The following is an 18299-nucleotide window of genomic DNA, read 5'->3' as shown; positions in this document are numbered from 1 at the left end:
GGAGACGCGCATGGCCAGGCTCATCAGCCGGCTGGCGGCGATAGTGGTCGCCGCCTGTCTACTCTTCACCTCCCAAGCCCTGACCACACCCGAGCGGGCCGCCGCAGCCGACCCGGGTTACCTGATGGTGCACTTCACGGGGGAGGGGTCGGCCAAGCAGCAGATGTACCTCTCGCACAGTACGGACGGGGTGCACTGGAACGACCTCAACGGCGGGGGCATGGTCCTGCGCTCCCCGGTCGGCACGAAGGGGGTGCGCGACCCCGCGCTGGTGAGATCCCCCGACGGCAGCAAGTACTGGATCATCGCGACCGACCTGTGCATCAGCTGCGGGCAGACGTGGAGCCAGTCCATCAACGACGGCAGCCGTAACCTCGTGGTGTGGGAGTCGAGCGACCTGGTCACCTGGTCCCAGCCGTGGCTGCTCAACGTCGCCGGAGCCATCCCCGACGGACGCAACGCGTGGGCACCGGAGGCGATCTGGAACCCCGAGACCAACGACTACGTCCTGTACTGGGCGACCAACGTGCCCCTCAACGGCGCGACGAAGCACCGCATCTACTACGCCCGCACCACGGACTTCCGTACCATCACCACCCCGCAGACGTACATCGAGCGTCCCGGCACCCAGGAGATCATCGACACGCAGATCATCGAGGTGCCCTCGGGTGTCGGCAACTACCGCTACGTGCGGGCCTCCGGCGACGGCCAGATCACCCTCGAAGGCAGCAACTCGATCCTGGGGACCTGGACCAACCTCGGCAACCTCTCCGGCATCGGCCTCACCGGGTCCATGGTGGAGGGCCCGATGTGGATGAAGTTCAACGGCACCAACAAGTGGGCCCTCTACCTCGACCAGTACGCCACCGGCGGGGGGTACATGCCGGTCCTGACGACCGACCCCTCCAACCCCGCCGCCTACCAGAAGCAGACGTCGAGCAGCTACGACATGGGCGGCACGAAGAAGCGCCACGGCTGGATCCTGAACCTGACGGCCGCCGAGGAGAGCCGCGTGCTGGCACGCTGGCCCAACACCGCGATCAATCGTCTCCAGTCCTACAACTTCCAGGACCGGTACGTGCGTCACACCAACTTCGACGTGCGCATCGACCCGAACGTCAGCCCCGTCGACGACTCCCAGTTCCGGATGCGAACCGGCCTGGCGGGCACCGGTACCGTCTCCTTCGAGTCGGTGAACTTCCCCGGTTACTTCCTGCGGCATTCGGGATTCGACTTCCAGCTGGCCTACTACGACGGCACGAGCGGGTTCGCCGCGGACGCCACCTTCCGCCAGGTCGCCGGGCTCGCCGACGCGACATGGTCGTCGTTCCAGTCCTACAACTATCCCGACCGGTACATCCGCCACTACGCGTACCAACTCAGGCTCGACCCGATCACCACCGCCACGGGGCGCGGCGACGCCACCTTCCGCGTGACGAGCTGACCCGACCTGACGTGACCTGACCCGAGTCGACCCGACCGGGATGCCGGCGCCCTCGCAGCGACCTCCCGCCCCCTGCCCACCCTCCGCTCGGGCGGGCGAGGCGCCGGCATCCCCCTCACATTCCGGGCACCAAGTCCCGTAGCCCGGCCTGGCTTTGGCCTTCTGCGGCGTCTACGGCCTCGGGCTCCGGTCGGCCACGACGGCGCGGCCAACTCCCAGGCCAGGCATGCCGGATGATGCCCGGAACCTCGCCGACCTCCGCGACCGGCTTGCCGCCGGGCGTGCCCCGGATCCTGGGCGCGGCTCGGTGTGGATCTTCCCGCACGCGGACCCGCCGCTCCTCCAACGTGCTGGGCGCGCCTGACCTTTCGCGATTCAACCGTTGTCGTTTTGACGGGTCGGCAGGCGCCTTCCCTCCCTCCATCGGCTGAACGGGTGAGGGAAGACCTTTCGTGCGATATTGGTGTATTGCAGGTAATTCACACCCGCGGCGCGCGGCGGGCGACACCGAACAGCAGGACGCAGAGCCTCCCACGCCGGCCGCTGTGCAGCATGGATACCCAGGCGGAACGAGGTGGCAGAGATGAACGCGCCCTATCCGAACGGAAACCAGAGGTTCCTCAGCAAGCCGAAGATGCCGAAGCTCGACAACGGTCTGCCCAGCATCGTCTACGCCCAGGCCTCACCCCGTTCGATCGGAGGCACCTCACTCTTCGAGAGCGGTGCCGTCACCGCGCGAACGGCGCAGGCGGTCCAGTCCGAGCCCCGCGTGGTGGAGCAGGCAGCGCAGCAACTGCGTGACGCCGGGTTCACGGTGTTCCGCGACGCCGAGCGTGGCCGAGGCGGCGCCGGCGAACTCGCGAGGGAGGCGACGCTCAACATCTCCGGTCCTCCCGAACTCTACGAGCGTGCCTTCCGCTGCTCGCTGGAGTCCCAGGAGCGGCCGGTGCTCAAGGAGCACCAGAGGGAAGATCTCGCCACGTTCGTGGAATGCCCGCAGACCGAGATGCCCGGTCTCATCGACACGGCCGACACCGACTTCGCGAACGTCCTGGAGGGCGTCGCCCTGGAGGAGCCCCGCTACTTCTTCGCCACCGCGATGGCGCCGACCACGGACTACTGGCACCTGGACGTCCCGGGCGACGTCTCGCTCGGCTGCAACGCCGACAAGGTGCACCGCGCCGGCGTCACCGGCAAGAACATCAGGGTCGTCATGACCGACTCGGGCCACTTCCGGCACCCGTTCTTCTCGGCGCGCGGCTACCGGGTGCGCCCGGTGCAGCTGGGGCCGGGAGCCACCGCGCCGGCCGACGACGAGAGCGGGCACGGGACCGCCGAATCCGCGAACATCTTCGCCGTCGCACCCGACGTGGACTTCACGATGGTCAAGATGAGCTTCTTCAACACCATCGGGGCGTTCAACAGAGCCGTCACGCTGAACCCTCAGGTCATCAGCAACAGCTGGGGGTCGAGCACGCGGCGTCCCAGTGAGTTCAGCGCGGCGGACCAGGCGCTGGCCGCAGCGATCGCCGTGGCCGTCGCCGGCGGCATCATCGTGGTGTTCTCCGCGGGAAACGGCCATTTCGGCTTCCCGGGCCAGCACCCCGACGTCATCTCCGCGGGCGGGGTCTTCATGTCCCCCGACGGGGCCCTGCGCGCGTCGGACTACTCCAGCGGCTTCGCCAGCGAGATCTTCCCCGGCCGCAATGTCCCCGATCTGTGCGGTCTGGTCGGCATGCGGCCCAAGGCGGCCTACATCATGCTTCCGGTCCAGCCGAACGACGACATCGACCGCGACCTGGCCGGGAACAACCACCCCGACGGTGACGAGACCCTGGCCGACGACGGCTGGGCGGCCATCAGCGGCACCTCCGCCGCCGCTCCCCAGCTCGCCGGTGTCTGCGCTCTGGTGAAGGAGGCCGCCCCCCAGCTGAATCCGGCCCAGGTCCGGGACGTCCTGCGCCGCACGGCCCGAGACGTGGCGGCGGGTCGCTGCTCCGTCCAGGACGGTATGGGGCACTTCGCTGTTCCCGGCCCCGACCTGGCGACCGGAACGGGGCTGGTCGACGCCCAGGCGGCCGTCACCGCCGCCCGTCAGCTGTAGCACCGTCAGCGGTGCCCCTGCCCGACGACCGCCGGCGACTCCTGTCAGCGCTGGTCGTCCTCCGCCCGTCCGGGGAAGGTCCGGTCATGGACCGGCTCACCGCCGACCGCGTCCACCGGCTCGTCCCCTCCCCGGACGTGGTGCGGACCGTCAGTCAATGGTTCACCTCTCGCGGCTTCGAGGTGGGGGACGCGGTCGGTATTTCCTTCGCGCTCACCGGACCGCCTTCCCTGTTCGACGCGACCTTCGCTCGCCCGGAGGATCAGGGCGCCCCTCGGCACGAGGCGCTCAGCGTCGACGCCCTACCCCGCGACGTGGCCCGGCACATCAGCGAGATCGCCTTCACCATGCCCCCCGACTTCGGCCCCGCCCATCCATGAGGATGCCGCTACGCGCCCAGTCCCACCGCTGCCCCCCCGCTGCCCGGCGGAACGGCCAGCGGTCCCGACCTCGTCCCCACGCGGCGACGTGACCGCCTTCATGAATCCCGCCCACGGCGAACCAAGGAGGAACCCGTGACACCGATACGGATAGCCACGTTCAACCTGGAGAACTTCGACGAGCCCACCCCGGACGTCCCGCGGCCGTCGCTGAAGGAACGCATCGCTCTGATGAAGCCGCAGATCACGCGGCTGAGGGCGGACATCGCCTGCTTCCAGGAAGTCCACGGTCAGGAACGCCCCGGACAGCCGCGCGACCTGCTCGCACTGAAGGAGCTGCTTGCCGGCACCAACCTCGACGGCGCGTCCCTGACCAGCACCAAGCCCGCGAACGACGCGGTCTTCGACCTGCGCAACCTGGTCATCGCCACCCACATGCCGGTCATCAAGCATCAGCAGCTGAAGAACGACCTGGTCAACGAGCCCCGCTACCAGCGGCTCACCGCCGACCCGCCCGACGCCGCGCCGGTCGCGATCGGAATCGAACGGCCCATCCTGCACGCGCAGATCGACATCGACCACGCGGCCCCCGGCCGTCTGCTCCATGTCATCAACCTGCACCTCAAATCCAAGATCCCCAGCGACATCCCCGGCCGGCTGATCGGCCCCCGGCACGACATCTGGAGCAGCGCCGACAGCTGGGCCGAAGGCAGTTTCCTGTCGTCGATGAAGCGTATGAGCCAGGCCCTGGAGGTCAGGCGCCTCATCGACCAGATCCTCGACGACGACGCCGACGCGCGCATCATCGTCGCCGGTGACTTCAACGCCGAGCCAGAGGAGGTGCCGGTCCTGGCCATCTGCGGCAACGTCGAGGACACCAACAACGGCGACCTCGCCACCCGGGTCCTGGTCCCCATCGAGCACACCATCCCCAACGAGGCCCGCTACACCCTCTTCCACCACGGTCGCGGCCAGATGATCGACCACATGCTCGTCACCCGCAACCTCCTCGCCCACTACCGGGGTTCAGAGATCCACAACGAGATCCTCCACGACGACTCCATCGCCTTCGCCACCGACATCAAGTACCCCGAGTCCGACCACGCCCCCGTCGTGGCCAGCTTCGACTTCGACTGACCTCACAGTCGCCTCGCGCCCCTCACCCCGTGGCGTCGCCGGTGTCCGGGTGCTCCAGATGGGAGGCCAGGACCGCGGCCTGGACGCGGCGCTGGACGCCGAGTTTGGCCAGGAGGCGCGAGATGTGGTTCTTGACGGTCTTCTCCGACAGGTAGAGCTTCTTGCCGATCTCGCGGTTGGTCAGGCCGTCGCCGATGAGGGCGAGGATGTCGCGCTCGCGAGGGGTCAGGCTCGCCAGCTCGGGGGCGACCGCGGGTGTCCCGGCGGGGTCGGCGCGCAGGGAGCGCATCAGACGGGCCGTGGTCGCGGGGTCCAGCATGGACTGGCCGGCGGCGACCGTGCGCACCGCCGAGACCAGGTCGGAGCCCCTGATCTGCTTCAGTACGTAGCCCGAGGCACCCGCCATGATGGCGTCGAGGAGGGCCTCCTCGTCGTCGAACGAGGTCAGCATCAGACAGGCCAGCTCCGGCATCCGGCTGCGCAGCTCCCGGCAGACCGTGATGCCGTCCCCGTCCGGGAGACGCACGTCGAGGACGGCGACGTGGGGGCGCAGGGCCGGGCCGCGGGCCAGGGCGTGCTCCACGGTGTCCGCGTCGCCGACCACGGAGATGTCCGGTTCGGCGTCGAGCAGGTCGGTGATGCCGCGCCGTACGACCTCGTGGTCGTCCAGCAGGAAGACACGGATCGGATCCTGATCCGTGAAGGTGCGTGTTCCGGTCATGACGGCCCCTTGTCCCCGATGTCCGTGGCGGCGGCCCGCGAGGGCGGACGGGCTGTGAGCCGCCCGCGATGACGATCATCGCTCGCCGGGGCCGGATGTACCAGGGCCATCCGGCCCTACCCGCCCCGCCATCCGACCCACCGGGCCGTGGTTCACGGCCGGGCGGCCTGGCGCCGTGGGCCATCGGCCGTGTCGCCGGCCGGAGCGTCGCGACCGTCAGGGGCGTGGCGGAGCGGAGCCACCTGTGGCCGTCGCCTCGGACGAGCGACGGTGTGCGGGGTGCCGTTCATGGGAGGGGCCCCTTCCTGCCTCGGATCCCGGTCTGCTCAGACGAGGCTGCCGCCGGCACCGTACGGGGCGTACAGGTCGAGCAGTCGTGTCCGGGCGGAGTGCAGGCGGTGGGCGAGCACGTCTCCCACCCACTGGGTGACGGACCGTCCCAGAGCGGGGTCCTCCTGGCACATGAGGCGGACGGCCGTGGCGTCGAACTCGTACGCCCGCACGGGGGTCGTCGTCTCGGCGCCCAGATGCCAGGCATGCGGGGAGAAGAGCCAGGACCAGCCGACGAGTTCGTTGTGCCGGAGAGTCTCGATGACGGCCGGGCGGCGGCCGGGAACACGCATGTCGAGATCGATGCTGCCGGTGCGGATGATCCAGAACCGGTCGGCCCGGCCACCCTCCTCGAACAGACGCGTTCCCTGGGGGAAGGACACCTCTCGGGCGACGTGCATGAGCCGCTGCCGGTGCTCGGCAGGCAGGGCGCGCAGCATGCTGGGAGTGGGCGTGGCGATCATGACGTGCCTCCCGGCGGGGGTAGGGGTACTGCCAGGGCCAGCATGAGCCGGACGCACGGGGCTGGGCCATGGGCCACCCGGTCCCCTGTCCGGGCCACTCGGCCAGGGCGCACGGAGCCTTCCGACTCGCCCCGCGCCCCCGGGGCAGTGTGGCGAGTCGACGCGCTCATCACCCCGTAGGAGCGTCTGGAGCGCTGGGGGACCGCACCGGTCCTGCGACCATCGCATCCACCCGCGCCTCACCGGACTGCAGTCGTCCCGGATCTCACTCAGGGCTTGGCAAGGTGGGCGTAGCGGCCGGGGCACCGACGGTCAGCGGGGCGACGGAGGTCGCCGTCATCAGCGCGTCGTGGCCTCGGGGCCGGCCGGGGTCACCCCTGTGCCAGGCGCGCCGGTGGCGGAGGACGGCGCCCGCTGCGGACAGGGCTGTTCGGTCCCTCGGCCACCGACCTTCGGCATCCGGTGCCTGGCGCCCCCCGGCCGGCGGGATGGCGCCGCGGTGCGTGGCCGTCGCGGGACCCTGCGCCGTCTACCTCGCCGCCCCGTTCGCCGCCGTCCGCCGTCCGCCGCCCACGCCCGTGCCGGAAAGAGGGCCGTTCGGCCCGTGGCCGGGACCTGCGGCCCCTGCCACGGGCGCTGTCCGAGAACAAGGATCGAAGCGGGTTTCCGATGCGCGGACACAGGAGAGCGAGATCATGGACCGTACCGTCACCGTCGGCCTCGACGGCTCACGCGAGAGCCGCGCGGCGGCCGAATGGGCCGCCCGCGAGGCGCGGCTGTCCGACCTGCCGCTGAAGCTGGTGCACGTCTGGGAGCCCGTGCCGGATCCCCTCGCCCAGGCACCGCTCCTCGGCGCCGAGACCCGTCGGCACTGGACCGAACGGGTTCCGCGTGAGTCGGCCGAAGGGCTCCGGCTGCGGCACCCCGGTCTCCGCGTGAGCACCGAGCAGCTGTCCGGCCGCCCCTCCGAGCAGCTGGTGGGCGCCGCGAAGGACGCCGAGCTGCTGGTTCTCGGCTCGCGCGGGCTCAGCGGGATCGGCGGTTTCCTGGTCGGCTCGGTCGGTCTCGCCGTCATCGCACACGCCGAGCGGCCCGTGGTCGTGGTCCGGGCCGGTGAACAGGCCACGGACGAGCACGCGATGGATCCCGCCGGCATACCGTCCGCCGGGACCCCGTTCCTCCCCGTCGTCCTCGGTCTCGACATCGAGAGCCCGGACGAGGAGCTGATCGCCTTCGCGTTCGCGGCAGCCGCCCGCCGGGGCACGTCACTGCGGGTCGTCCACGGCTGGAACCCGCCTCCGTACTACGCCTACGGCCTCGCCGTCGACCTGGAACTGCACGCCTCCCTCGCCCTGCGCGAGAACACCGCCCTGACCGAGGTCGTGCGGCCGTGGCGCAAGAAGTTCCCGCACGTCGAGGTCACCGAGGAGTCCCACTACGGCACCCCCGGCAACCACCTCGTCGACGCCTCCCGCGAGGCCTCGCTCGTCGTCGTGGGCCGCCGGATCCGCCGCAGCCCCTTCGGCGCCCACATCGGGCCCGTCACCCACGCCGTTCTGCACCACTCCACCGCCCCCGTCGCTGTCGTCCCCCACAACTGACGCGCCACTTGAAGGAGTTGTCACCATGAAGGCAGCGGTCGTACGAGCCTTCGGCGAGCCCTTGGTCATCGAGGAGCGTCCCGATCCCGAACCCGGCCCCGGCCAGGTCCGTGTCCGTGTCGAGGCGTCCGGGCTGTGCCACACCGACATCCACGCCGCCCACGGTGACTGGCCCGTCAGGCCGCACCCGCCGTTCATCCCGGGTCACGAGGGTGTCGGCCTCGTCGAGAGGCTCGGTGAGAGGGTCACCCACCTGTCCGTCGGGCAGCGGGTCGCCGTGCCCTGGCTGGGTCGCGCCTGCGGACGGTGCGAGCACTGCCTGTCCGGCTGGGAGACGCTGTGCGAGGAGCAGGTCAACACCGGCTACGGCTGCGACGGCGGCTACGCCGAGAAGATGCTGGCCTGGGCCGACTTCGCACAGCCGGTGCCCGACGGCGTCACCGCCGTCGACGCCGCTCCGCTGACCTGCGCCGGCGTGACCACGTACAAGGCGCTCAAGGTCGCGGACGTGCGGCCCGCGCAGCTCGTCGCGATCTCCGGAGTCGGCGGGCTCGGTCACCTGGCCGTGCAGTACGCCAAGATCGCCGGAGCCACCGTCGCGGCGATCGACGTGACCGACGAGAAGCTGGAACTCGCCGCCGAGCTCGGTGCCGACCTCGTCGTCGACGCCCGCAAGGAGAACGTCGGCGAGGTGCTCAGGCGGCACGGGGGAGCCCACGCGGCCCTCGCACTAGCGGTGGACGACGCGTCCTTCGCAGCCGTCCACGCGGGCCTCAGGCGCCGCGGCAAGCTCGTCATGGTCGCCCTGCCCGCGCACGGGACCGTCCAGGTCCCGATCTTCGACACCGTCCTGAACGGCACCAGCGTGATCGGTTCGATCGTGGGTACCCGGCAGGACCTCGCCGAGGTGTTCCAGCTGCACGCGGCGGGCCGGAGCAGGGTCATCTGTGAGACCCGCCCGCTGACGGCCGTCAACGAGTGCGTCGACGAGGTGCTGCGCGGCCAGGTCAGGGCCCGGATCGTCTTCGATCTCGACGCGGGACGGTGAGTGCGGTGGCCATAGCCGAGGACCAGCCGATCGTCGTCGGCGTCGACGGTTCCGAACCGAGTCTGCGGGCCGTGGACTGGGCGGCCGACGAGGCTTCCCTGCGCGGGGTGCCGCTGCGCGTCGTGTACGCCTCGCTGTGGGAGCGGTACGAGGGAGCCCGGCTCGCCGAGGAGCTGGAGGAGCCGTCCGAGCGCGTGCGGGCGGGCGACATCGTGGAGACCGCGGCCCGGCGGGCCCGGCGGCGCCGGTCCGACGTGAAGATCTCCACCGACGTGCTGCCCGAGGAACCCGAGTACACGCTGCTGAGGGAGAGCCGCGACGCCTCGCTGCTGGTGACGGGCACCCGCGGCCGCAGCGCCCTCACCGAGGCGCTGCTGGGCTCGGTGAGCCTGACGGTGGCCGCGCACGCGCACTGCCCGATGGTCGTCGTGCGCGGCAGCCACGACAACCGGGCCCTGCCCGCGACCCACGGCCGCGTCGTCGTCGGCGTCGGCGGCGGGACCAGTCCGGCGTACGGTGCCGAACGGAAGCCCGTCACGAATCCGGCGGCGGTGCGCTTCGCCTTCGAGGAGGCGCGCAGGCGCGGGGCGCAGGTCGAGGCCGTACGCGCCTGGCGGCGCCCCGCCCAGGAGAGCACCGGCCATCCGCTGTTGGCCGGGGAGCCCGCCGGTCCGCACGAGCGGCAGGCCGCCGAGGCCCTGGAGGCCGCGCTGCGGGACGCCCCCGCCGATGTACGGCTCCAGCGCCGTACGGCCGAGGGGTACGCCCGGAACGTGCTGGTCGACGCCTCGTACGACGCCGACCTCCTGATCGTGGGAGCCAGACGCCGGGAGCGGCACTTCGGGCTCCAGCTCGGCCGGGTGGCGCACGGCGTGCTGCACCACTCGGCCTGCCCGGTCGTGCTCGTCCCCGAGAGCGGGTGACCGTGGTGACCGGTTGCTCAGAGTCTCGCCGCGTGATCGGGGACGTAGGTCTGCAGGTCACGCGGCGGACGCTCGTAGCCGGTCGACGGCGGTCGGGACGGCAGCTCCAGGACGGGCGGCGGGACCTCGTGGTACGGAACGGAGTCCAGCAGATGGGCGATCATGTTCAGCCGCGCCCGACGCTTGTCGTCGCTCTCGACGACGTACCAGGGCGCCTCGGAGACGTCGGTGTGCACGAGCATCTCGTCCTTGGCCCGGGAGTACGCCTCCCAGCGGGCGAGCGACTCCAGGTCCATCGGCGACAGCTTCCAGCGCCGCAGCGGGTCCTCCAGCCGCTTGCGGAACCGCTCCTGCTGCTCACTGTCGCTCACCGAGAACCAGTACTTGCGCAGCAGGATCCCGTCCTCGACCAGCATCCGCTCGAAGATCGGGCACTGCCGAAGGAAGAGCTGGTACTCCTCCTTCGTACAGAAGCCCATCACATGCTCGACCCCGGCCCGGTTGTACCAGGACCGGTCGAACAGCACGATCTCCCCGGCGGCCGGCAGATGCTCCACGTACCGTTGGAAATACCACTGGGTGCGCTCGCGCTCCGTCGGCTTGGGCAGCGCGGCGATCCGGGCGACGCGCGGGTTGAGATGCTCGGCGACCCGCTTGATCGTGCCGCCCTTGCCCGCCGCGTCCCGCCCCTCGAAGATCACCACGAGCCGGGCGCCCTCCGCCCGTACCCACTCCTGGAGTTTCACCAACTCCGTCTGCAGGCGCAGCAGTTCTTCCTCGTACGCCGCGCGCGGCACCTTCGTCGCCTTCTTGCCAGCCATGCCGCCTCCACCACCCGACGACCCGTCGATGAGTTCCGGAGTCACCCATGACCAAGGTCGAACACCAGAACGTCACCGTACTGACCGACGACGAACTGCGCACCCTGGACGCGCACTGGCGGGCCGCCAACTACCTGGCCGCCGGGCAGATCTACCTGATGGCGAATCCGTTGCTGACCGAGCCCCTGGCGCCCGAGCACATCAAACCCCGGCTGCTCGGTCACTGGGGCACCTCGCCCGGCCTCAACCTCGTGTACACCCACCTGAACCGGGTGGTCAGGGGGCGCGGGCTGGACGCGCTGTGCGTCTGGGGACCCGGCCACGGCGGGCCGTCCGTGCTGGCCAACGCCTGGCTGGAGGGCAGCTACAGCGAGACGTACCCGGACGTGCCGCGCGACGCGGCGGGCATGGAGCGGCTGTTCCGGCAGTTCTCCTTCCCCGGTGGAGTGCCCAGCCACGTCGCCCCGGACGTCCCCGGTTCGATCCACGAGGGCGGCGAACTCGGCTACTCGCTCGCCCACGCCTACGGGGCCGCCTTCGACAACCCCGGCCTGCTGGTCGCCTGTGTGATCGGGGACGGCGAGGCGGAGACCGGCCCCCTGGCCGCCTCCTGGCACTCGAACAAGTTCCTCGACCCGGTCCACGACGGCGCCGTCCTGCCGATCCTGCACCTCAACGGCTACAAGATCGCCAACCCGACCGTGCTCTCCCGCCTGCCGGAGGCCGAACTCGACGAACTCCTGCGCGGCTACGGCCATGTACCGATCCACGTCACCGGCGACGACCCGTCGGCCGTCCACCGGGCGATGGCCCGCGCCTTCGACGAGGCCCTCGACCTCATCGCCCTGGAGCAGCGGGCGGCCCGCGAGGACGGTGCCACGCAGCGGGTGCACTGGCCGATGATCGTTCTGCGTACGCCGAAGGGCTGGACGGGCCCCGCGGAGGTCGACGGCGAGCCCGTCGAGGGGACCTGGCGTGCCCACCAGGTGCCCCTGGCGCACGTCCGCGAGAACCCTGAGCACCTGCGGCAGCTGGAGGCGTGGCTGCGGTCGTATCGGCCCGAGGAACTGTTCGACCGGGGCGGCCGCCCCGTCGGCGACGTCCTCGCCTGCGTGCCCTCCGGTACCGGGCGACTGGGCGCCACCCCGCACGCCAACGGTGGGCTCCTCGTGCGTGACCTGCCCATCCGCTCCCTGGACGACTTCGCCGTACCGGTCGAGAAGCCGGGCACGACCCTGCACGAGCCGACCCGTGTCCTGGGCGGTCTCCTGGAGCAGATCATGAACGACACCCGCCTGCGGCGGGACTTCCGGGTCGTCGGACCTGACGAGACGGCGTCGAACCGCCTCCAGGCCCTCTTCAAGGCCAGCGGCAAGGCCTGGCAGGCCGAGCGTCTGCCGGTCGACGAGCACCTCGACCGGCACGGCCGGGTGATGGAGATCCTTTCCGAGCACCTGTGCCAGGGTTGGCTGGAGGGCTATCTGCTGACCGGGCGGCACGGGCTGTTCTCCTGCTACGAGGCGTTCGTGCACATCGTGGACTCGATGGTCAACCAGCACATCAAGTGGCTGAAGACCTCGCGGGAGCTGCCCTGGCGGGCCCCGATCGCCTCCCTCAACTACCTGCTCACCTCGCACGTCTGGCGGCAGGACCACAACGGCTTCTCGCATCAGGACCCCGGTTTCGTCGACCACGTCCTCAACAAGAGCCCCCAGGTCGTCCGCGTCTACCTGCCGCCGGACGCCAACACCCTCCTCTGCGTCGCCGACCACGTCCTGCGCAGCCGCGACCACGTCAACGTCGTCGTGGCCGGCAAGCAGCCCTGCTTCGACTGGCTCTCCATGGACCAGGCCCGCGCCCACTGCGCGCGCGGCGCCGGGATCTGGGACTGGGCCGGCACGGAGAACGGCGGCGAACCGGACGTGGTCCTCGCCTGCGCGGGTGACGTACCCACCCAGGAGGTACTGGCCGCCGCCCAGTTGCTCCGCCGTCACCTGCCCGACCTGGCCGTCCGGGTCGTGAACGTCGTCGACATGACCCGGCTGCTGCCCCACGAGGAACACCCGCACGGGATGGGCGACTACGAGTACGACGGCCTCTTCACCACCGACAAGCCGGTGATCTTCGCCTACCACGGCTACCCGTGGCTGATCCACCGCCTCGCCTACCGCCGCACCGGCCACAGGAACCTGCATGTGCGCGGCTACAAGGAGTCCGGCACGACGACGACACCGTTCGACATGGTCGTCCGTAACGACCTGGACCGCTACCGCCTGGTCATGGACGTCATCGACCGCGTCCCCGGCCTCGCGGTCCGCGCCGCCGCCGTACGCCAGCGGATGGCCGACGTCCGAACGCGCCACCACGCCTGGATCCGCGCACACGGCACCGACCTGCCCGAGATCGCCGACTGGACCTGGGACAGCTGAGATCCGGAGGGGGCCGGTGGCGTCGAGTACACCGGCCCCGTCCGCACACCGGGGGCCCCGGCCGAGGCGCCTACGAGGGCACGACGGCGAACCGGGCACCGTGAATCCTCGTCCTCCCCGCCGGTTCGCCACAGCCCACGACTTGCCCCCTCCTCCCGAAGCACCACCGAATTCCCGGCCGGGGGCGGGCCGTTCAGCCCACCGACGCGGACTGGGCGGAGGCGGACGTCGCGCGGTCCAGCGCCCCGGACAGACACGGATGCACCTCGAAGATCCCGCCCGGACCGGCGCAGCGGAGCACCGCCGAAAGAGTCACTCTCCGTGACCGGCTGGAGTCGGCCGCCACGGGCCCGGACTCTGTTCAGTGCCCGGCACAGCACGCCGGGGCCCGCGCAGTCGATGAAGGACACCGATCGAAGGTCGAGCACCAGGTCGGGCCGCGGCCGGAGGCGACGGCGTCCAGGAGCGCCGACATCGGGCTCGCCGCCGCGAGGTCGATCTCGCCGCGCAGCGTCACGACCCTGTGCCCAACGACGGTGCGTACCGTGGGCGGTGGCGCGGAACCCGGATGGTTCTCGCGATCGGCCCCGACCTGGTCATCGGATGCGAACTCGCCGCCGGACGGCCCCTGTACGACCTGCACCTGCCCGCCTGAGCCCCGGTCGCACCCCGCGCCATGGGCACCGACGGGGTTCAGCCGGAGGGCGCAGGGGCCTCGTCGGTGAGGCGGAGACCGGTGATCAGATCGGGGCGGATACGGACGGCGTGATCCATCCACTGCGTCGCCCAGGGGCGCAACAGGGCCCGATAGCGGGCCAGTTCGCGTGGGTCGGTGACCAGCCGTGCGTACCCGGTGGCCACCACGCTCCACCCGAGGTGGGTGTCGGGGTCGAGGGCGTCGGCCTCGTAGGCGACGACGGCGCCCTCGTCACCGGTCCGGCGGGTGTACCGGGTCAGCGCGGCGTCGCCGTGGGTGCGGATGACGATGTCGCCGTCGACCAGGACATGGTTCACCGGACGGATCGTCGGCAGCGCGTTCCGGGTGAAGACGATCCGCCCCAGGGACACGGTGCCCAACAGTCGCAGTGCCTCGGTACGGTCCAGCTCGACACTCCGGTGCGCACCCGCGAGGGGTGTCGGGACGTCGTCGCCGGCCATGGCAGGTATCCGTATCGTCGTCGGGTCGTTCGGCCGCTGTCCGCCGCAGCCACGCGTGAACGTGTCCGGGCCGTCCGGGCCATTCGAACGCGCGGAGATCGCGCACGCCAGGGCCGTTCGGCCCCAGCGGGGGGACCACCGGTCCCCCCGCTGGGGCCGGAGGGTGTCGCGGCTGCTGTGTCGGCCCGGCCCGGGACTGCGCCGGTGGAGCACCTGCCACCCGGAGCGACTCGCTACCACGCTCGCCGGCCGGGTACTACCGTGGCACACGACCGGACCGACGGAGGTCCGTGCGTTGTCAGGGGACCTTGAGGAGCGCTGGTGGGAAGTCCCGAGGAAGCCCGGATTCGGCTGCCGCAGCTGAGGCTGGATGAGCTTCTGGAGGAGCTGCAGGCCCGGCTGGACGCCGCCCGCGGCACCCGGGACCGGGTGCACAGCCTGCTCGAAGCGGTGCTGTCGGTCGGCCGGGAGCTGGATCTGGAGCAGGCCCTGCGCAGCATCGTCGAAGCCGCCGCGGTTCTCGTCGACGCGGAGTACGCCGCCCTCGGCGTGATCGGTCCCGACGGCAGGCGACTGTCCGCCTTCCACACGGTCGGCGTCAGCGCGGAGCAGATCGCCCGCATCGGCCCGTACCCCGAGGGGCACGGCATCCTCGGCGAGCTGATCCACCACCCCGAGCCGCTGCGCCTGGCGAAGATCTCCGAGCACCCGTCCTCGTACGGCTTCCCACCCCACCATCCGCCGATGAACACCTTCCTCGGAGTCCCGATCCGAGTGCGTGAGCAGGTCTTCGGGAACCTGTATCTGACCGAGAAGCGGGGTGGCGCCCAGTTCGACGAGGAGGACGTCTCGGTCACGCTCACCCTGGCGGTGGCGGCCGGGGTCGCGATCGACAACGCCCGGTTGTACGCGGAGTCCCGGCTGCGGGAGCGCTGGCTGCGGGCGAACGCCGAGATCACGCACCGGCTGATGTCCGGGGGCGAGCGGGCCGAGGTGCTCGGTCTGATCGCCGACCGGGCACGGGAGATCACCGGAGCGGCCCTCACGGTGGTGGCGATGCCCATGGCGGACACGGACTCGCTCGCGGTGGAGCTGGCTCTGGGCGAGGAGGCGGAGGTCTTCCAGGGCCTCGTCCTGCCTGTGGACGGCACTCTGATGGGTGAGGCGTTCTCCGGGGTCACCGCCGTCACCAGCGCGGATGTCACCCAGGACAAGCGCGTCCCGGTCGAGCCACCGAGGATCGCCGGGCTCGGAGCGGCCGTCGCCGTGCCCGTCGGCACGGGCGAGAGCGGCGTACGCGGCGTTCTCCTCCTGGTCAGGGAGTCCGGGCAGACGCCGTTCACGGAGAAGGAGATCGACCCGTTGCGGGGTTTCGCCGCGCAGGCGGCGATCGCGATGGAGCTGGCGGAACGCCGTCTTGAGGCCGAGGAGGTCGCGGTGCTCAAGGACCGCGACCGGATCGCCCGTGACCTGCATGATCTGGCGATTCAGCGGTTGTTCGCCACCGGGATGACCCTCCAGAGTGCGGGCCGCTTCATCGAGCACGCGGAGGCGTCGGAACGTGTCGTGCGGGCGGTGGACGACCTCGACGAGACCATCAAGATCATCCGATCGACGATCTTCGGTCTGCGGACCCGCGGGGGAGTGGGGGAGGCAGGTCTGCGGGCCCGTGCCGTGCGGCTCGTCGGCGAGACGGCCCCCGTACTCGGCTTCGCCCCCAGTGTGCGCATGGAGGGCCTGCTGGACACCGATGTGCCGAAGGAGATCGCCGACCACGTGGTCGCGGTGCTCTCCGAGGCCCTGACCAACGTCGGCCGGCACGCTCACGCGGACCGGACCGAGGTGGTGCTCTCCACCGACGGCCGGGAGGTCAGGCTGTCGGTCGTCGACAACGGAGTCGGCCTCCCGGCCGAAGGCCGCCGCAGCGGACTGCGGAACATGGCGGAGCGCGCCGAACAACTGGGCGGCCGACTGGAGCTGGGCGAGACCGACGGCGGCGGCACCACGCTGGTGTGGCGGGTGCCGTTGCGGAAGGGGTAGGAGCGCCGGCGCTTCGCCACCGGCCCCGGACGGCGAAGCCCGACGGTGCCGGAGCGTCGACCGGGAGCCAGGACACGCTCGATCGCCGCGGTCCTGACCTCCTGCCGCCAGTCTCCGTCCATCACCGCCACGTCGATCGCCATGACATCGGCGTCCGGGCCGATATCGGCGACACGTCGACCACCGATCGCCATCATGTCGGGCTCACGTTCGACGAAATGCACCTGGAATCCGACCCGCGCGGGCGGAGCGAACTGCCCCACCTCGGGCACGAGGACCGCGTCCGTGAGCGTCTCGGCCAGTCTGCGGCGCTGATCCTGGCTCGGACGGCCCGTCGGGGACTTCACGGTGATGATCGTCATGACCACCTCTTATGACAGTCGTTTTAGGAGGCTTCAGGGACCATGGCCTGGCACGGCTGTCCTCGCGACTGGGCGTGTAGGGGCATGACCGAGCAGCGAGCGCGGGGGAGTGGGACGCGTCGCGGCGGTCAAGAACAGGGGGAGAGGTGCTGGTGAAGGCCGGGACAGGTTGGACGCGACGGGCGGGCAGCCGGCCGGCCTCAGCTGTGGGGGACGACGGCCACCGGGCACCGCACATGATGGAGGGCTGCCTGCACCACGTGGCCCAGGTGGGATCCCAGGCCGTGGCGGTGCGCACTGCGTCCCACCACCAGGAGCGAGGCGCCCTCGGCGGCGTGCACGACGGCCTTGGCGTGGCCGGCCAGACGCACACTGTCGTCCACTTCCACCTGCGGGTACTTCTCGCGCCAGGGCTGCAGCGCCTTGTCCAGCAGCTTTCGCGCGTCCCCGGTCAGTTCCTCGGTGACCTCGTGGTCCACACCCCAGGGCATGCGTGCGTGGAGCGGCACGCTCCGTCCGTGGACGGCCAGGAGCGGGACGCCCCTGGCGGCGGCGGAGTGGAAGGCGAAGTCCAGCAGTTCGTCGGAGGAGTGGTGCAGTTTCAGAGCCACGACCACGCGGCTCGTGGCTGCCTGAACGGGTTCCTGGTCCCCGGCCCGCCCCTGGCGGGCGTCGGCGCGGACGAGGATGACCGGCCGCTGGGCCCGTGCGACGACCGGCAGACTGATGTCTCCGAGGAAGTAGCTCTCCACCGATTCGAGCCTGTGCGAGCCGAGCACGGTCATCTCGGACTCGGTAGCCGCCTGGAGCAGGGCGTTCTGGGCGTCGTCGGAGACCAGGCTCCCGACGACCAGCAGTCCCGGATGGCGGGTCTGGAGCTCCGCCCGCGCGGTGTGGACGAGCCGCTTCGCCCAGTAGTTCTGATCGACCTCCGAGGACACGCGGGCCGGTTCCGGCGCCAGCAGCGGCCACGCGTGCAGCAGTCGCAGGGTCAGCTTGCGCTTCTCGGCCTCGTCGGCGGCCCAGCGGGCGGCGGCAAGGCTCTCGGGTGAGCCGTCCAGGCCCACGGTGACAACGGGTTGCATGGCGGCGGCCTCCGTCTCGTACGAAGCTGGAAGCGACGGTGCATGTGGGTGACGGTGAGCGCGTCCGATACGTGGAGGTCCGGATGCCGTCGGCGTGCCGAGTGAGATGCGTCGTCTCCTTCGAGAATTACCCCTTTCCCGCCCCGGCGCATGTGCACCCGGCGGACCAGCGAAAACGGACACGCGAGGAGGGTTCCTGCAGTGGTGGACCGGGCCGCCGGTGATCGCCACGCGCGGGTACGCCGGGATGCG

Annotated in this window: 15 protein-coding genes; 10 read left to right on the top strand and 5 right to left on the bottom strand. The window is 70.9% G+C overall.

The annotated features are described in order from the left end of the window. Window positions 1-10: 10 nt before the first annotated feature. The 4 genes from H4687_RS02830 (at window position 11) to H4687_RS02815 (ending at window position 5065) form a co-directional block, all read left to right on the top strand. Window positions 11-1444 (top strand): glycoside hydrolase family 43 protein, encoded by a 1434-nt coding sequence (locus H4687_RS02830; protein ID WP_046914374.1) that lies wholly within the window; start codon window positions 11-13, stop codon window positions 1442-1444. 583 nt (window positions 1445-2027) lie between these two features. Then, window positions 2028-3548, top strand: a complete 1521-nt coding sequence (locus H4687_RS02825) for a S8 family serine peptidase (protein ID WP_046914373.1) — start codon at window positions 2028-2030, stop codon at window positions 3546-3548. Between the two features lie 86 nt (window positions 3549-3634). Further along, complete coding sequence (locus tag H4687_RS02820) at window positions 3635-3928, top strand: hypothetical protein (RefSeq protein ID WP_225966573.1); 294 nt, start codon at window positions 3635-3637, stop codon at window positions 3926-3928. A 135-nt stretch (window positions 3929-4063) separates the two neighbouring features. Then, window positions 4064-5065: an endonuclease/exonuclease/phosphatase family protein gene (locus H4687_RS02815; RefSeq protein ID WP_046914371.1), complete on the top strand. Its 1002-nt coding sequence runs from the start codon at window positions 4064-4066 to the stop codon at window positions 5063-5065. Window positions 5066-5087: 22 nt separating this feature from the next. On the opposite strand, the gene H4687_RS02810 is transcribed toward H4687_RS02815, so the two are convergent. Beyond that, window positions 5088-5786 carry a response regulator gene (locus H4687_RS02810; RefSeq protein WP_046914370.1) on the bottom strand — a complete coding sequence of 233 codons (699 nt, stop codon included), beginning with the start codon at window positions 5784-5786 and terminating at the stop codon, window positions 5088-5090. Window positions 5787-6112: 326 nt separating this feature from the next. Continuing rightward, window positions 6113-6580: a cyclic nucleotide-binding domain-containing protein gene (locus H4687_RS02805; protein WP_046914369.1), complete on the bottom strand. Its 468-nt coding sequence runs from the start codon at window positions 6578-6580 to the stop codon at window positions 6113-6115. A 695-nt stretch (window positions 6581-7275) separates the two neighbouring features. Here H4687_RS02805 and H4687_RS02800 point away from each other — a divergent pair. The 3 genes from H4687_RS02800 to H4687_RS02790 are packed head-to-tail and all read left to right on the top strand — an operon-like array spanning window position 7276 to window position 10152. After that, the gene (locus tag H4687_RS02800) at window positions 7276-8181 is read left to right on the top strand and encodes a universal stress protein (RefSeq protein ID WP_046914368.1); all 906 of its coding nucleotides are present in this window, start codon (window positions 7276-7278) and stop codon (window positions 8179-8181) included. Window positions 8182-8206: 25 nt separating this feature from the next. Beyond that, a complete protein-coding gene (locus tag H4687_RS02795; RefSeq protein WP_046914367.1) occupies window positions 8207-9229 on the top strand; it encodes a zinc-dependent alcohol dehydrogenase in 1023 nt (340 codons plus the stop codon). Window positions 9230-9234: 5 nt separating this feature from the next. Continuing rightward, the gene (locus H4687_RS02790) at window positions 9235-10152 is read left to right on the top strand and encodes a universal stress protein (RefSeq protein WP_046914366.1); all 918 of its coding nucleotides are present in this window, start codon (window positions 9235-9237) and stop codon (window positions 10150-10152) included. Between the two features lie 17 nt (window positions 10153-10169). Here the strand turns inward: H4687_RS02790 and ppk2 are convergent, their stop codons facing one another. Next, window positions 10170-10973, bottom strand: coding sequence for a polyphosphate kinase 2 (gene ppk2, locus H4687_RS02785; RefSeq protein ID WP_046914365.1), 804 nt, complete (start codon window positions 10971-10973; stop codon window positions 10170-10172). A gap of 47 nt (window positions 10974-11020) precedes the next feature. On the opposite strand from ppk2, the gene H4687_RS02780 reads away from it, so the two are divergent. Continuing rightward, window positions 11021-13402 (top strand): phosphoketolase family protein, encoded by a 2382-nt coding sequence (locus H4687_RS02780; RefSeq protein WP_046914364.1) that lies wholly within the window; start codon window positions 11021-11023, stop codon window positions 13400-13402. A gap of 523 nt (window positions 13403-13925) precedes the next feature. Continuing rightward, window positions 13926-14057, top strand: coding sequence for a hypothetical protein (locus H4687_RS47370; protein WP_257035204.1), 132 nt, complete (start codon window positions 13926-13928; stop codon window positions 14055-14057). A 38-nt stretch (window positions 14058-14095) separates the two neighbouring features. On the opposite strand, the gene H4687_RS02775 is transcribed toward H4687_RS47370, so the two are convergent. After that, on the bottom strand, window positions 14096-14560 hold the full coding sequence (locus tag H4687_RS02775; RefSeq protein WP_046914363.1) for a pyridoxamine 5'-phosphate oxidase family protein: 465 nt from the start codon (window positions 14558-14560) through the stop codon (window positions 14096-14098). A gap of 321 nt (window positions 14561-14881) precedes the next feature. On the opposite strand from H4687_RS02775, the gene H4687_RS02770 reads away from it, so the two are divergent. Beyond that, entirely contained in the window at window positions 14882-16600 is a 1719-nt protein-coding gene (locus H4687_RS02770; protein ID WP_046914362.1) for a sensor histidine kinase, read from the top strand. A gap of 562 nt (window positions 16601-17162) precedes the next feature. On the opposite strand, the gene H4687_RS02765 is transcribed toward H4687_RS02770, so the two are convergent. Beyond that, entirely contained in the window at window positions 17163-18047 is an 885-nt protein-coding gene (locus H4687_RS02765) for a universal stress protein (protein ID WP_046914361.1), read from the bottom strand. Between the last annotated feature and the right edge of the window lie 252 nt (window positions 18048-18299).

The organism is Streptomyces stelliscabiei, from assembly GCF_014873495.1.
Lineage (GTDB): Bacteria > Actinomycetota > Actinomycetes > Streptomycetales > Streptomycetaceae > Streptomyces > Streptomyces bottropensis.
The sequence above is the reverse complement of the archived record's forward strand: the minus strand, read 5'-3'. Positions and strand labels throughout refer to the sequence as shown.